The organism is Nostoc sp. ChiQUE02 (assembly GCF_034531305.2).
Taxonomy (GTDB): Bacteria; Cyanobacteriota; Cyanobacteriia; order Cyanobacteriales; family Nostocaceae; genus Nostoc.
Genome location: NZ_JAVRBN020000015.1, coordinates 72,667 through 87,456 on the forward strand (window position 1 = coordinate 72,667; position 14,790 = coordinate 87,456).

A 14,790-nucleotide genomic window follows, 5' to 3' on the forward strand; every position below is an offset into this window, starting at 1 on the left:
AATCTGTCATAAATACATACTTGGGTGCTGTGGCTCTATGGCCAACACAACTGCAAACTTTTAACTTTCCTCTTGGGGATAAGCATTTTTCTCACGTTTAAGGCTTTCTTCTAGGGCTTGAATTTGTTCACGACGAGCTTCTAATTCTAAGGAACGCCGTGCTAAGTCTTGGTTTTGCAACGTTAAGGATTGTCGCCAATGTTCTGCTCGCTCGGCTTCGTGCTGCAAAAATTCTGGGGTAATGCCGATGGTGAGGTAGCTTTGTACTAGATAGAGTACCCAGTTGGTAGCATCTTCTATTCTTTCAATGTCGCCTGTAGGGGAAAGTTCCACTAAAACAAGCAAGTTTTCACTCATGATCTTTCCCTTTCCCAGCAGAATGAAAGCCTCTTCGGGAATTATCGCCCACAAGTTATCAGCTTCTTGACGCGCCAACAAGCGTAACTGGTGCTGGTCTAAAAAATCGTTTTTACGCACCTGGGCTAGATATAGCATGAGGGTCGCTTCGCTCCAATTAAAAATTAAAAATTAAAAAATTTAATAGAATAGTAACTCCCAGAATTGATATTTGGATCTTGTTAATTGGTAATGGGTAATTGGGAATTATTGACACTCCCATTACCCATTACAGTTATCCTAAGCCACGTAGCCGATGTCTACAGCAACGCCTTCAGGCGTAAGCGCAAAATTTCCGCTTGTTTCTGTGCTTCTGCTAGAGCATCCCGTGCTCCCTGTACCACGTCGGCTCTAGCTCTATCCACAAAGCTAGGATTGTTTAATCTACTACTCAGGGATTGAACTTCGGCTTCGGCTTTGCTCAGGCTTTTCTCTAGTTTGGCACGCACAGCTTCAATATCCACTACGCCGCTCAGAGGAATTAGCACTTGTATTGTACCAACCACACCAGCGTAGACGCTTTGCGGCTTGCCGTCAGGCATCGCATTTTCTGGTTCTTGTGGTTGTTGTGCTTCTATCTGTGGGAAAAAGCGTCTCCATAACCTAAGTCTTGCTTGAGCAGTTAGTAAATTTTGGCTAACAAACCAAGCTGTGTAACCAAAACCAACTATTTCAAAGAAAGTTCCGACGATGGGAGTGTCATCAATCGCATACCCCACAGCTAAACCCAACCTACCAAAGACTATCGCCACAATAATTAAGCCAATTGTCTTCAAACCTCTTTGAGGTTTTTTAGCAGCAACAGTTTGGTTTTCTTGCTTGTCAGTAATGGTTAAAGTTTCAACCTTAGCCAAATCTTTAATGTAAGACTGTCCAGCAGTGAGAATATCCCGCTCCTTTTCACTTTCTGTTTGCAAATTCGCTGTTACTTTTACCCCTGGCTTAATATCCGCTTCAGCACGCAAATTCCGAATTGTGCGAATAGTAGCAATCAGTAATTCAAACTGTTCTTCTAAACCTAAATCAATCAAATTTTCATCTATCTGGGGATATAGTTGTAATGGTAAAGTTTGCGAAGAATCTGCTGGTTGTTGGGTGAGAGTTTGCCAAATTTCCTCGGTAATATGAGGCATGAAGGGATGAAGCAGTTTCAAAATCCCTTCTAGTACGTAGGCCAGAGTTTGCTGTGCTACCCGCCGCGATGCAGGATCTGCACCTGTTTGCAGCCTAGATTTCACTAGTTCAATATACTGATCGCAGAAATCCCCCCAAATGAATTCATACAATCCTTTAGCTGCTTCCCCTAAACCGTAATTCTCGATGTAATTGGTGGTTTGTTTAACAACTTGATGATACCGTGAGAGAATCCAGCGATCGCTCAATTCAGTGCTGAGTGGTTGACCAAGTTGTGCAGGAGTTTGTCCATCCAAATTCATCATCACAAACCGGGCTGCGTTCCACAACTTGTTTGCAAAATTGCGGGACGCCTCCACCGATGCCGATTCGTCTTTTTTGCGATCGTACTCCAACCGGATATCTTGTCCAGCGCCAGCCACTTCCCTAATTAGGGTATACCGCAAGGCATCAGTACCATATTTGTCAATTAATAACAACGGATCAATGCCATTCCCTTTAGTCTTTGACATCTTCTGACCTTTTTCATCCAGCACCAAGCCGTGGATGTAAACTGTTTGGAAAGGCATTTGCCCCGTAAAGTATCCAGCCATCATCGTCATTCTGGCTACCCAGAAAAAGATGATGTCAAAGCCTGTGACTAAAGTGGTAGTCGGATAGTAAGTCGCTAAATCCTGAGTTTGTTCCGGCCAGCCCAAAGTCGAAAACGGCCAGAGTCCAGAAGAAAACCAGGTATCTAGCACATCTGGATCTTGTTCTAGCCTGACATTTTCACCGAATTGCGATTTAGCTTTCTCCCAAGCTTCAGTTTCCGATTTCGCCACTACAAATGGCGTGTTATCGGTAATTTGCCCGCCCGTTTCACTGACAGCGTACCAAGCAGGAATTTGATGACCCCACCATAATTGGCGAGAGATACACCAATCTTTGAGTTTTACTAGCCAATCTCGATAGACCTTAGTCCAGCGTTGGGGGACAAACCCTGGAGAAGTTTGCTGGTCAAGGAATTCAAGAGTTTTGTCAGCGAGGGGGCGAATTTTGACAAACCACTGAGTTGAGAGGAGAGGTTCAATGGGTACTTTACCGCGATCGCTGTAGGGAATAGTATGTTTATAATCTTCTATCTTCACCAAAAAGCCATCTGTTTCTAGGCGAGAAACCACATTCTTTCTAGCAACAAAGCGGTCTTGTTCTTGAAACTCCCCAGCATTGGCGTTGAGAGTGCCGTCTTTATTCATAATGTTGATCAACGGCAGATTGTGACGCTTACCCATGTCAAAATCGTTCGGGTCATGGGCGGGAGTTACCTTCACGCAACCTGTGCCGAAAGTGGGGTCAACGAATTCATCGCCAATGATGGGAATTTCTCGTTGTAGAATTGGCAGAGTTACAGTTTTGCCGATGAGGTGTTTGTAGCGATCGTCATTGGGATTGACTGCTACTGCCGTATCGCCCAGCATCGTTTCTGGTCTAGTTGTCGCCACCTCTACAAAACCGGAACCATCGGTGAGGGGATAGCGGAAGTGCCAGAGATTTCCATTCACCTCTTGATTTTCCACCTCTACGTCAGACACAGCCGACTGAGAAGCTGGACACCAGTTAACTAAATATTCACCACGATAAATTAAGCCTTCCTCGTAGAGGCGAGTAAACGCCTCGACAACAGCTTTAGATAAACCCTCATCCAGGGTAAACCTCTCCCGTGACCAGTCCACCGAGACACCCAAGCGTCGTAGCTGATTAAGAATCGTTCCCTCAGACTCCGCCTTCCATTGCCAAGCGCGTTCTAGGAATTTTTCGCGCCCCAACTCGTAGCGAGTCTTACCCTCTGTTTTGAGTTGTTTTTCCAGCATACTATGTACAGCGATACTGGCGTGGTCAGTTCCAGGTAGCCAGAGGGTATTACGCCCCTGCATCCGGTGGTAGCGCACGAGGGTATCAATCAACGCACTTTCAAAAGCGTGACCCATGTGTAAGCTGCCAGTGACATTAGGTGGTGGAATGACGATGCAGTAGGGTTCGCCACCTTTGTTGGGGTTAGCTTTGTAAACTTGGTTGTCTTCCCAGAATTTTTGCCACTTGGCTTCTGTAGAAAAGGGGTCGTAGAGACTGGGGAGGCTGGGGAGATTGGGAATGGTTGCAGTCATGCGGGGCAAACTAAGTATGGAAGGACTCTAATAAATTTTGCCACAGGGTTGGAGAGAGGGTTTGATGGAAACATAGACATGAAGGGTATCAGCTTCTCAGCGAGAGGCTTCGCCAACGTGCAGCGTCTCGCTGAGAAAATGCCAAGGACGCTAAGAGAAGAGAGCCGAGTCTGAAGGTGGATAGACTAGCTTATGCTGTGATTAGGACGGCGATTTGTAAAATTAATTAAATTGGCTCGTAGTCAATGGCTCCAGCCCTATTTTAAGGGCTGAAGCCGTTTACTAAAAACCTTTAATTATTCACAACCACATACTTAAATAAAAACTCCTGTAAGTTCTAGGGGTCAAGTCTTATCCGAACCGTATTGCCCCCACTTTAGCTGTAAATATTGCGATGTTTTTGGGAAACCTAGATACTGAGGTCTCAAGGATTAAGCCGTATGGTCAGTATTCCCGGTTATCACGTTAGCAAAGAACTTTACAATGGTTCTCGAACCTTAGTTTATCGCGCTAATCGAGAAATTGACCAAAAATCTGTGGTGATCAAGCTGATGAAAACTGCTTATCCCAGCTTCAGTGAATTGGTACAGTTTCGCAACCGGCGTTGCATAATTGAAGTATGAATTTGAGCGATCACTAACTCATATATATTAAGATTTGTATTGATTTTGTTAAAAGTAAAGGTTCGTACAGGGGTAACATTATCCACTAAGTTTTTTATTTAAACTTAAATTTTCTGTGATATATTTCTGTAATCAACAATACCCGTGATGTAGATAATATTGTAGCGAATTTTAAAATTCAGTAATATGTCTAGTCAAGAACAAAATTCCAACCAAGCATTTCAACAAACACAGGCTAGCGGAACAAAGAAGAAACTACAACCTCCTCCAGACATCAAAAAACCAAAGAAAACCGAATAAAAAGCGTCATAATTTTTTATAGAGACTTAATTTTATTTAAGTCTCTACAATTCTCATCAAAAAGATATCAGCTTATTTGTTTTTCACTTGAGTCTTTGCTTGTTCTAAAGCTATTTCTTTGATTGCCTGATATGAATTAACATTTGAAGTACCTTCAATAGCTTTAACTGCCAAATCCTGAACTTGTTTGAGAGCAGATTCAAGTTGTTTAGAAAGATTTTGAATCCGCGTCTCTTGATTAGTAATAGTTTGTTCTAGAGATTGCAATCTTTGTTCATAAAAACGCTTTTGCCCTTCCACTTCCTTAGAATATAAATCTGATTTTATTTTCGCTTGGTAGTGGGCGATGCCTTTACCTTCTTCTGTAGCTTTTTTAATAGCTGCTTCTTTATCTTTTGGAAAAGCCTCCACCTTGGCTTTTAATTCTTCAAATTGTTTCTCTCTCTCAGAAATTGCTTTCTCTCGTTCAGCCCACTGTTTTTCTGTTTCTTGGAGTAATTCTTCCAGTTGCTTATATAGTGATTTTTGCTCTTGTTCGTATTCATCGTTTTCCAGTTGTCGCTGGAGTTCTAAATTATACTTGTACTCTGATGCATCGCGTTGCCGAGTTTTATGCAAGTTTTCATTCCTTTCTTTTATCGCCCGTTGCTGTTCCTCCTGTTCTTTTCCCCAAGTATTCCTTTGTTCTAATATTTCTTGGAATAACACTTCAGAACGGCGGCTATATTCTTCCTGATAAGCTTTAGTATTATCTTCATAGGCTTGAATGAGAGTATCCAAGATATCATCAGAAACTTCTAAATTGTGCAACTGTGTTAATTGTTGGATTTCTTCTTCTAAAGTTCGCCTGATTTCTTCTAATTTAGAGGCTTTTGTGGTTAGCTGTTCCGATAACTCATTAGCAGCACTGCCAAAACCTAATTGAATCTTCGCCAAGCTTTCAATCGTATTGTTCATCTTTTGTTGGATACTAGAAAGCTGATTCATAGCTGTTTTTTGTTCTAATTTAGGCTGTTCTTTAGTTCCAGATTGGTTTTCTTTAGCAACTTGATCGAGTTGCGATTTAAGTGCTGTTTTTTCTTTTGCTAACTCCTCATACGCCTGAAGAATTTCTACTTTAGTATTCTTATCAGTCGGCTTTTTTACCACCACAACAAACCTCCTCTTCAGGAATTAAAAATGATTAAGATACTACATCACAACTATTTAGGATTAGAACTACCAAAAGCCCTCATAGCTAAGTCTTGTGCTTGTTTTAATGCAGTTTGCAATTGAGCAGAAATACCTTCGATTTGTTCAGACTGTTTCTTAATTGTTTCTTCCAGAGATTGAATTTTTAGTTCATAACTCTGTTTGTTAGATTCCCATTCTTTCTCAAATAAATCAGCCTCAATTTTAGCTTTTTGGCTTGTTTCTTTAATTGCCTCTTCCCTAGCTTTCTTAACGGCTTCTTCCAGTTCGTTAGGAAATTTAGTTACCTTTTGTTCATAGTCTGCAAAGAGTGGTTGGTGTTTAGCGAATATCTTTTCTCGTTCTGCCCAATCTTTCTGTTTATTTTGAGAATTTTCTTGGATTTCCCTTTGTTGTTGGCGCTTTATCGCTTCGTAGCTATCTGTATTTAGTTTACGAGTAGTTTCTAACTTATATTGAGATTCTTCTTCTTCTTGTTGGCGATCTTTGGCTAATAAATCGTTATATGCTTGGAGTTTTTCCTCATACTCTGCTTGCTCTTTTTGCCATTCTTTTCGCCTAATTGTAATTTCTTTCTCTAGTGCTTCCCTTTTACTGATAGTATCTTGTTCGAGGATTTTTAATTTTTCTTGGTGTTCTTGACTTAAAATGTCTAGAGTATCAGCTACAACTCTGATTTGTTGAAGCTCTTGTAGGCGTTGAGTTTCAATTTCTATAGCTCGGTTCAATTCATCTAACTTGGAATTTTCCTGAGCTAGTTTTTCAGATAATCCATTGAGAATACTGCCAAACTCCAATTGTAAATCAGCTAAACCTTTGACAATACTATCAACGGTATATGCAGAAGCTGCTTGCAGAATTTCTTGACTTTTTGCCTTTTCTGCTTCCTCTTGTTTGGTTGCTATTTTAGATTCCAGTTTTTTTCTTTGGATAATAATTTGTTGAAATGCTTGCATTAGTTGTTGTTTGCTGTCCTTGACTCCAACTGTAGTCATCTTCCAACTCCCTTCAATAGGCAAATGATTTATTGGGTAGCAAGCCATACCAACGACTACCCGATGCAGACATCAGAGTAGCCTTTGAATCAACATTTTTAGCACAGTACAAATACTGAAATGATCAACATCTGACACTTAGTGGGTACGAATTTTCCACATACATGTCCTTCTGTTTTTTAGGTATAGTTTTCCTGTTGAGCTTTTATAGTACTTTTGTACTAAAATAAATATACCTAAACTTATCTCCTCTTGTCAAGACAACCCTTCATATAATTGCATCGCATAACAAGGTGTTCCCTATTTTTCAGACAGAATCGAAGCTATTTAGGAGTTTGAAAATGCAAAGTCCCTAACTAAAAGGCTATTAGAAGCTTGTAGCCACAGTGATTTGTAATTGAGGAAGGTTATTTGGTATATATTACTTTTTGTAAAGAAAATCTAAAAGAATTAACCTTAGTAGAAGCGCGGTTACAGTCAGGCGAGATAATAGATTCAATCATCCTAATTGATACAAGCACAGTCCCAGACTTTTGTGATATCAATGTATACCAGTGAATCGACCAAATATTCTGCCAGAACGGACATTGGACAAACCAGCCGTATTCTAGTAGTAGAAGATGAAGAATTAATCCAGGAAATGCTAGCTGTAGCTCTGGAAGAAGAAGGTTATGGGGTGATAACTGCCCCCGATGGGCGGTCTGCGATAGAGTATCTCAAAAGTTTTGAAACCAATTCCGGGGAGCTTCCCTTTGATCTGATCATTCTTGATTTGATGCTGCCACAAATTAATGGGCTAGATATTTGCCGTTTGCTACGTCATCAAGGAAACCCAGTACCAATTTTAATGCTCAGTGCTAAGGGTAGTGAAACTGACCGTGTTTTGGGGTTAGAGGTGGGTGCAGATGACTACCTGACCAAACCCTTTAGTATGCGAGAGTTAGTGGCTCGTTGTCGCGCTTTACTCCGCCGCCAACGCCTAAGTAATTTACCACAAGTACCAGTATTAAAATTCAAGGATATCACCTTGAATCCCCAAGAATGTCGCGTGCTGGTTCGTGGTCTAGAGGTGAGTCTTTCCCCTAAAGAGTTCCGCTTGCTGGAACTGTTTATGAGTTACGCCCGCAGGGTATGGTCACGGGAACAATTGCTAGATCAGGTTTGGGGGCCAGATTTCGTCGGCGATAGTAAAACTGTAGACGTTCACATTCGGTGGTTGCGCGAAAAATTAGAACAAGACCCCAGTCATCCTGAATATATTGTGACTGTAAGAGGTTTTGGCTATAGGTTTGGATAATTAGTTTGGATAGTTGTTAGTTTTTAGTAGTCAGCAAAAAACTAACAACTCAAATGCTTTTATTGGGATTTTTTCTGGGTTTAGCGGTAGGCATTGGGTTTTGGGTTTGGCAACAGGTTCAACTTAACCGCTACCTGGGGCGCTTACTCCGACCGTTAACCTCGCATTCTGACAAGATGGGACTGCTGATGATTCCTGGGTTGCGGCAGGAAATAGCGATGGTGAAACAGCAGCGACAAGATTTGCAGCAGTCGTTGCAAACTTACCAAGACCTGCTAGATTTTGCACCAGTGGGATATTTGCAGGTGGATGAGGAAAATCAACTGCTGTGGTGTAATCGACAGGCGCAGGATATTTTGTATCTGCAAAGGTGGCAACCAGAACAGGTACGCTTGTTACTGGAGTTGGTAAGGTCTTACGAACTTGACCATTTAATTGAGCAAACTCGTGATAGGCAAAAACCACAGACGGGAGAATGGGTATTTCATCCATCTTGTGATGATGCGGCAGAGATGGCAACAATAAAATCTCTGGCTTTGCGGGCGTCTAGCTTGCCTTTACCCAATGGACAAGTAGGAGTATTTTTAGAAAATCGTCAACCCCTATTAGATATAAATCAAGTACGCGATCGCTCTTTTTCTGATCTAGCGCACGAACTCAGAACACCGCTGACTTCGATTCGCTTGGTTGCGGAAACTTTACAAACCCGCTTGGAACCACCTCTAAATCGCTGGGTTAACCGCCTAATGCAAGAAGTTGATCGGCTGATTAACTTGGTGCAAAGCTGGCTAGACCTCACCCAAATGGAAGCCAACCCAACCATGCAATTGCAAGCTAAAGCTGTAGAATTGCGATCGCTGATTACATCTGTTTGGGAAACACTAGAACCCTTGGCACAGCGTCAACATCTGTCTTTTTCTTATTCTGGCCCGGAAAATATTTGGATTAAGGCAGATAAAGCCCGTATTTACCAAGTTTTTCTCAACTTACTAGACAACAGCATTAAATACAGCCCTCCTTGTACAAGCATTCATGTTGAAGCGAAAATCTTATCAACAAAGGATAATAATGCTGCTTCCCCCATCCTAGAAATAAATCTTATTGATTCGGGAGTTGGGTTTTCTGAGGCAGATTTACCCCACGTTTTTGAGCGATTTTATCGAGGAGATAAAGCGCGAACCCATTCCCCACAAGATGGTAACTCTATAGGGGCGATCGTTGGCAATGGTTTAGGTTTAGCGATCGTTGAGCAAATTCTTCTCGCCCACGGTGGTTCAATCAAAGCTATGAACCATCCAGAAACTGGTGGTGCGTGGATGCAACTCCAATTTCGTGAAGTTATGGCAAACTCCTTAAGCCAAGACTATAGTTAATAATATCTTCACGTTTGAGACAACAAGTGTGAAAGCTGTCCATTACAGTCCCAATCCTCAAAGACCCCAACTTGCACGCGCCATTAGGCGCTTAGAACGGGATGTATTACGCATGGGTGCTTTGGTAGAACAATCATTTCGCCTCAGCCACCAAGCGTTATTTGCTCGTAACTTAACAGCAGCTGAGGAACTTCCCCGGTTAGATAAAAAGATTGATCGGTTTTATAGACAAATAGAATCAGACTGTACGGCGATTATGACGCTGCAAGCCCCTACGGCTCAAGATTTGCGCTGCTTGAGTGCTTTTATGCAGTTGGTGCGAGACTTAGAGCGCATTGGCGATTATGCTGAGGATTTAGCTGAGATCGCGATTAAAATTTTTCCTTACGCGCCTCATACGTCTTTGCCAGACATTGAAGTTATGTCCCTTCACGCGCAGGCAATGCTAGCAACTAGTTTGAAGGCCTTGGGAGATTTTGATGAAGCCGGTGGACGCCGTTTAAAGCACCTAGATGATACTGTAGACGATGCCTACGATCGCGTTTATCAGACTTTAGCCCAACAACGGGATGTGCCAGGCGTAGTCGAGCCAATTCTACTGCTAGCACTGGCAATTCGTTGTCTGGAACGCATGGCAGATCACGCCACTAATATCGGTCAAAGGGTAGCATATATCGTTACCGGTCAACGCTCTTAATTGATATGCTGCCCAGATCCCCGACTTCTACCTTCAGAGAAGTCATCCTACGGGTATCTACAAGAAGTCGGGGATCTAAATTCAGCTTAAGTAAGCGTCATTCCAACCTACTGGCATGGCACAGCTAAATTTGTGCAATAAATTTTGTAGGTTGGGTCGTTCGCGTCAGCGTCGTGCAGCGAAGCATAAGACCCACCACCCCGATGAATGTTGGGTTTTGCGTTGCTCAACCCAACCTACGCTTAATGCATCATTTTAGCTGTGCCACGCCACTACATACTTAGTTAGTCTTCAGGAAATACCAAATAATTAAAAATAAGTTAACTAAATATTTTACTAAAAGCTTACCTTTTCTTAAACTTGCCGAATTAAAGTAACGGATAAACAACTAAAAGATTCTGGGTCTATCTCACTGATAGATACCTTAAAAGAGAAGTTGTTGTCATCAGAAGAATTTGAGTTAGTCTTTAGCTCTTATTGAGAAAAATAGACTTTCAGATATACAGGTAAATTTTGGTACAAATTATTAGAGTTTCTTAATCATTATAAACAGCGAGATTCCCTGATAATTATGTAGTTACAGTTAATGATGTATTCCACAAGTCCTATTTCAAACTCTTCTGTCGTGTCAAATAGCTCTGCTTTTAGCGGACAATTACCCCAGCAGATATTTACCCGTCGGGAAGTAATTCCACCTCAAAATGACGTACTTTGGCGTATTGAGCACGGTGCAGTTCGTACCTTAACGTGGAGTGAAGATGGAACATTTATCACTCTCGGTTATTGGGGACTAGGGGATCTAATTGGCTATCCTTTGTCTAGAGTCAAGCCCTACCAAATTGAATGTCTCACTGGCGTGGAAGTAAGCATTGTTCCACCTCATTTGTGGCATCAAGATATTAATGCTTTGTTGTCTCACATTCAACAATCAGAGGATCTACTCAGTATTGTGCATCGAAAACCAATTTCGCTACGTTTATGGCAGTTTTTGGTGTGGTTAAGTGAAAAATTTGGACGTGACGTAGAGAAGGGCAAATTAATTGATTTAAATGTTACCCATCAAGATATTGCTGAAGTGTTAAATACTACGCGAGTAACAGTTACCCGACTTCTACAACAGTTGGAGAAAGAAGGAACAGTTTTACGTTACAAACGCCGAATTATTTTGCGGTTACCAAATAAACTAATTAAAAATTATGGTTCAGCATTATGCTAACTGACTTGCTTGTAATAATCACAGGATAAAGGTATAATCATCTCTGTGGTTATGTGTAGAATCCGCAAAAGTAAAGTGTTTTAAGCATTTTACCATGACTGGATTATGTAGGTGTGAGTGAGAGTAAAAACATGACAAAACGATTCTGGAATCTTTTTAAAGTCAGTCCGATTGTTCTAGCTGCTACATTTTTTGTTGCTAATAGCGCCTTAGCTGGCGAAGTCAATGAACAAGTAACAAATGTTGGCGAGTTATCTGAAGCTCAAGACTCTAACAGCATGAGTCAAGTAACTTCAGTTTCGCAATTTTCAGACGTACAGCCTACAGATTGGGCATTCCAAGCTTTACAATCCCTAGTTGAGCGCTACGGCTGTATTGCAGGTTATCCCAACAGTACATATCGTGGTAACCGTGCTTTGACCCGTTATGAATTTGCCGCAGGTTTGAATGCCTGTTTAGATCGGGTTAACGAACTGATTGCTACAGCTACTGCCGATTTGGTCACCAAACAAGACCTAGCTACTTTACAGCGCTTACAAGAAGAATATTCTGCTGAACTAGCAACTCTGCGTGGTCGTGTAGATGGATTAGAAGCCCGCACTTCTGAGTTGGAAGCTAATCAGTTCTCCACTACTACCAAGTTGGTTGGAGAAGCAATTTTCGCCGTGTCTGATGTTTTTGGTGATACTAGAGCCGCTCGTGGTGGCGCTCCTACTCAAGACTTGAATTATAATACCACTTTTAGCGATCGCGTTCGTTTAAAACTGTTGAGCAGTTTCACTGGTACAGACCAGTTGGAAACACGTCTAAATGCTGGCAATATCGTCTCCAATCGTGGTAACGATGCATTGGGTACTGGTACTGGTACCAACATGAGCCGCTTAGGTTTTGATGGAGATACTGGCAACAGCATTAGCATCGATAAACTCAACTATGCTTTCAACTTGACTGATGCAGTACGTGTCAAAATTGATGCTACTGGTGCTGAATTATACGAAAACGTTAATAACTTCAACTCTGACTTTGCAAGCTCTGGTAGAGGTGCGCTCTCACGCTATGGACGTTTCAGCCCCATATATCGCCAAGGTCAAGGTGGCGCTGGTATAACTGCTACTTTCAATCCTAAAGGCGCCATCAGTCTCAGCGGTGCTTATCTAGCTAGGACTGCTAACGACCCTACCCTTAATAATGGGTTGTTTGATGGTGATAGCGCTATCTTTGGTCAGTTATCTTTCCAACCCACCAAAGCGTTTAATATTGGTCTAACCTACGCTCGCACTTATCAAACTGATACTGCTGCCAATAACCTTTTCCAAGGTACAGGTAGTATTTTTGCCAACACTCCTTTTGGAGCTAACACACGTACCGAATCTAACAACTACGGTGTAGAAGCTACCTTCCAATTTAGTCCTAAATTGGCTATTAGTGGTTGGGGAGGTTATACAACTGCTGATGCTAAGACTGGTGCTAATGCAGGTGCAGACGCAGATATTTGGTATTGGGCTGGAGCGCTTGCTTTGAAAGACTTTGGTGGCGAAGGCAACGTTTTAGGTATTATCTTTGGTCAACCACCCAAAGTTACTGGTGGTAGCATCAAAAATGTCGCTGGCAATACTACCTTCGACGACAGTACCTCTTATCACTTAGAGGGTCTTTACAAGTACAAGGTTTCCGATAATATTCAGGTAACACCTGGCTTGTTAGTAATCTTCAATCCAGAGCACAACGACGCTAACGACACTGAATACGTAGGTACTCTACGTACTACTTTCACCTTCTAAAATTGGCGATGAAATATAAAGCTCAGAATTAGATAAACAAAACCCCACTTCTAGGTGGGGTTTTGTTTAGGAAAAAAATTAGCTATGTAGGATTGTAATCTGGCTGATTGGATATATCTTTTGGGGGGCGATCGTTACTCCAAGCCCACCACACAGAACCACAGTGGCAATAGTAAAACTCTTGCCATTTGCGACGACGGTCTTCTGTAAGTACAGGCGATCGCCGATTTAGCCAAACTTTTTCAGCTTCTCGGCTATTTGAGTGGCAATTAGGACAACAAAATTCATAGGCATGTATTGCCTTATTCGTCCATTCAGGCGGGAGGGTAGCAAAAGCGTCCATGTCGTTATAAGTGTAGTAGCAATGGTTATCCAAAACTTTGAGGTTTTGAATTTAGCGGCAAACGGATACTATAAAATCCCGCCACACTATCAAACTGCTTAATCAATATTCTTATGTCTTTATCTGGTCTATTCACAAATCACAATTTGCAGAGGTTTTTACCAATAGAACAGCTATTTAGAAAGACTGCAAGAGCATCTCACAAATCAAAGGTTAACACGAATGATAACTAAAATAGTTACCATGCACATTATGGCTAATAATTAAATTTATGGAGCCAAATGTTGAAATTCGCCGTTTGTTAGATGTCATGCCTGCTTCTGGTCGGATGACGACAAAAATCGTTAGTAAGCCAGAGCAGGCAAAAGTGATTGACGCCTCTTTTCCCCAACCCTGGAATCAGACGCGACCGATATATATTAATTTCGATTTGTGGCGTCGCCTGACAAAGCCGCAACGAGACTTGCTGCTGTTGCAGATGGTTAGCTGGTTAACGGGCGTGAAATGGTTTAAACCCGACATTTATCAAGGTGTAGTGCTGGCGGGGCTGTTAGGCGGATCATTGGAAGCAGCACAGTCAGATGTGGTAGGTGTAGCTGTAGCAGGGGGATTAAGTGCGATCGCTGCTTTTCGGATCTGGCGTAGTAATAAATCTCAAGAGTCAGAGCTAAATGCCGATGCCGCAGCAATTCGCATAGCACAACGCCGCGGTTATTCAGAAGTAGAAGCAGCACAGCATCTGTTATCTGCAATTGAAGCGGTAGCTAAAATTGAAGGGCGTTCCAGTTTAAATTTTACGGAGTTGATTCGTTGCCAAAACTTACGAGCGATCGCAGGTTTATCACCAGTGGGTATGCCAGAAAGTTATGATAGGTAGAATATATGTCTCTGCTGCTCATTTGTAGCAACATTTAAAGTTAAAAATCTTTATGTAGGTTTTTGACATCGAACAATCCTAAAACCTCTAAATTTCAGATGAGGTTTTGCTCTTGTCTAAGCTTGATTTTTAGCATAACTTATCATTTTTTAGAACAACAGCAAGCTTTCAGTAGCAAATAGGGTTTTGTGCATTTAGCCCAAGCCTTCTAGGCTTCAAGCGACGATATGCAAGACATGAGCCTCAAACTAGTGCAATTGATGAGGCTATTCTACACTGGGATAAGAGAATGTGTGTTTAACTGACTTAGATATCAAAAACTGGGGAGTTTTGTCATACCTTCTCGGTGTTTCTGATGAAGTGCTTACCTCGTGTGGTAAAACTTAACTTAAATTCTGTCAGTTACTAACGGAGTTGATA

General features: G+C 41.8%; 12 protein-coding genes. 7 read left to right on the forward strand and 5 right to left on the reverse strand.

Annotated features, from left to right (window positions below; translation table 11 throughout):
- Positions 1 to 60 precede the first annotated feature (60 nt).
- Complete coding sequence (locus tag RM347_RS17285; RefSeq protein WP_322717631.1) at positions 61 to 495, reverse strand: hypothetical protein; 435 nt, start codon at positions 493 to 495, stop codon at positions 61 to 63.
- A 161-nt stretch (positions 496 to 656) separates the two neighbouring features.
- Entirely contained in the window at positions 657 to 3,677 is a 3,021-nt protein-coding gene (locus RM347_RS17290) for a valine--tRNA ligase (protein WP_322717632.1), read from the reverse strand.
- A 440-nt stretch (positions 3,678 to 4,117) separates the two neighbouring features.
- On the opposite strand from RM347_RS17290, the gene RM347_RS17295 reads away from it, so the two are divergent.
- Positions 4,118 to 4,300: a hypothetical protein gene (locus RM347_RS17295; protein ID WP_322717633.1), complete on the forward strand. Its 183-nt coding sequence runs from the start codon at positions 4,118 to 4,120 to the stop codon at positions 4,298 to 4,300.
- A 372-nt stretch (positions 4,301 to 4,672) separates the two neighbouring features.
- Here the strand turns inward: RM347_RS17295 and RM347_RS17300 are convergent, their stop codons facing one another.
- Both RM347_RS17300 and RM347_RS17305 read right to left on the reverse strand, forming a co-directional pair.
- Positions 4,673 to 5,752, reverse strand: a complete 1,080-nt coding sequence (locus RM347_RS17300) for a hypothetical protein (protein WP_322717634.1) — start codon at positions 5,750 to 5,752, stop codon at positions 4,673 to 4,675.
- A 50-nt stretch (positions 5,753 to 5,802) separates the two neighbouring features.
- Positions 5,803 to 6,786, reverse strand: a complete 984-nt coding sequence (locus RM347_RS17305) for a hypothetical protein (protein ID WP_322717635.1) — start codon at positions 6,784 to 6,786, stop codon at positions 5,803 to 5,805.
- A gap of 544 nt (positions 6,787 to 7,330) precedes the next feature.
- Between RM347_RS17305 and RM347_RS17310 the strand changes: the two genes are divergently transcribed.
- From RM347_RS17310 to RM347_RS17330, 5 genes are all read left to right on the forward strand, one after another.
- On the forward strand, positions 7,331 to 8,083 hold the full coding sequence (locus RM347_RS17310) for a response regulator transcription factor (RefSeq protein ID WP_322717636.1): 753 nt from the start codon (positions 7,331 to 7,333) through the stop codon (positions 8,081 to 8,083).
- Between the two features lie 53 nt (positions 8,084 to 8,136).
- Positions 8,137 to 9,456, forward strand: a complete 1,320-nt coding sequence (locus RM347_RS17315) for a sensor histidine kinase (RefSeq protein WP_322717637.1) — start codon at positions 8,137 to 8,139, stop codon at positions 9,454 to 9,456.
- A 28-nt stretch (positions 9,457 to 9,484) separates the two neighbouring features.
- Positions 9,485 to 10,153: a phosphate signaling complex protein PhoU gene (gene phoU, locus RM347_RS17320; RefSeq protein WP_322717638.1), complete on the forward strand. Its 669-nt coding sequence runs from the start codon at positions 9,485 to 9,487 to the stop codon at positions 10,151 to 10,153.
- 586 nt (positions 10,154 to 10,739) lie between these two features.
- Positions 10,740 to 11,369, forward strand: a complete 630-nt coding sequence (locus tag RM347_RS17325; protein WP_322717639.1) for a Crp/Fnr family transcriptional regulator — start codon at positions 10,740 to 10,742, stop codon at positions 11,367 to 11,369.
- 131 nt (positions 11,370 to 11,500) lie between these two features.
- The gene (locus RM347_RS17330; RefSeq protein WP_322717640.1) at positions 11,501 to 13,150 is read left to right on the forward strand and encodes an iron uptake porin; all 1,650 of its coding nucleotides are present in this window, start codon (positions 11,501 to 11,503) and stop codon (positions 13,148 to 13,150) included.
- Positions 13,151 to 13,232: 82 nt separating this feature from the next.
- Here the strand turns inward: RM347_RS17330 and RM347_RS17335 are convergent, their stop codons facing one another.
- Positions 13,233 to 13,493, reverse strand: a complete 261-nt coding sequence (locus RM347_RS17335) for a hypothetical protein (RefSeq protein WP_322717641.1) — start codon at positions 13,491 to 13,493, stop codon at positions 13,233 to 13,235.
- Between the two features lie 271 nt (positions 13,494 to 13,764).
- On the opposite strand from RM347_RS17335, the gene RM347_RS17340 reads away from it, so the two are divergent.
- On the forward strand, positions 13,765 to 14,370 hold the full coding sequence (locus RM347_RS17340; protein WP_322717642.1) for a DUF3318 domain-containing protein: 606 nt from the start codon (positions 13,765 to 13,767) through the stop codon (positions 14,368 to 14,370).
- The last annotated feature ends 420 nt before the right edge of the window (positions 14,371 to 14,790 follow it).

Excerpts from the sequence above, each read along its gene's own strand:
- RM347_RS17295 (WP_322717633.1), top strand. The coding sequence starts at position 4,118 with ATGGTCAGTATTCCCGGTTATCACGTTAGCAAAGAACTTTACAATGGT.
- RM347_RS17285 (WP_322717631.1), bottom strand. The coding sequence starts at position 495 with ATGCTATATCTAGCCCAGGTGCGTAAAAACGATTTTTTAGACCAGCAC.
- RM347_RS17315 (WP_322717637.1), top strand. The coding sequence starts at position 8,137 with ATGCTTTTATTGGGATTTTTTCTGGGTTTAGCGGTAGGCATTGGGTTT.
- RM347_RS17325 (WP_322717639.1), top strand. The coding sequence starts at position 10,740 with ATGATGTATTCCACAAGTCCTATTTCAAACTCTTCTGTCGTGTCAAAT.
- RM347_RS17340 (WP_322717642.1), top strand. The coding sequence starts at position 13,765 with ATGGAGCCAAATGTTGAAATTCGCCGTTTGTTAGATGTCATGCCTGCT.
- RM347_RS17305 (WP_322717635.1), bottom strand. The coding sequence starts at position 6,786 with ATGACTACAGTTGGAGTCAAGGACAGCAAACAACAACTAATGCAAGCA.
- RM347_RS17335 (WP_322717641.1), bottom strand. The coding sequence starts at position 13,493 with ATGGACGCTTTTGCTACCCTCCCGCCTGAATGGACGAATAAGGCAATA.
- RM347_RS17310 (WP_322717636.1), top strand. The coding sequence starts at position 7,331 with ATGTATACCAGTGAATCGACCAAATATTCTGCCAGAACGGACATTGGA.
- RM347_RS17330 (WP_322717640.1), top strand. The coding sequence starts at position 11,501 with ATGACAAAACGATTCTGGAATCTTTTTAAAGTCAGTCCGATTGTTCTA.
- RM347_RS17290 (WP_322717632.1), bottom strand. The coding sequence starts at position 3,677 with ATGACTGCAACCATTCCCAATCTCCCCAGCCTCCCCAGTCTCTACGAC.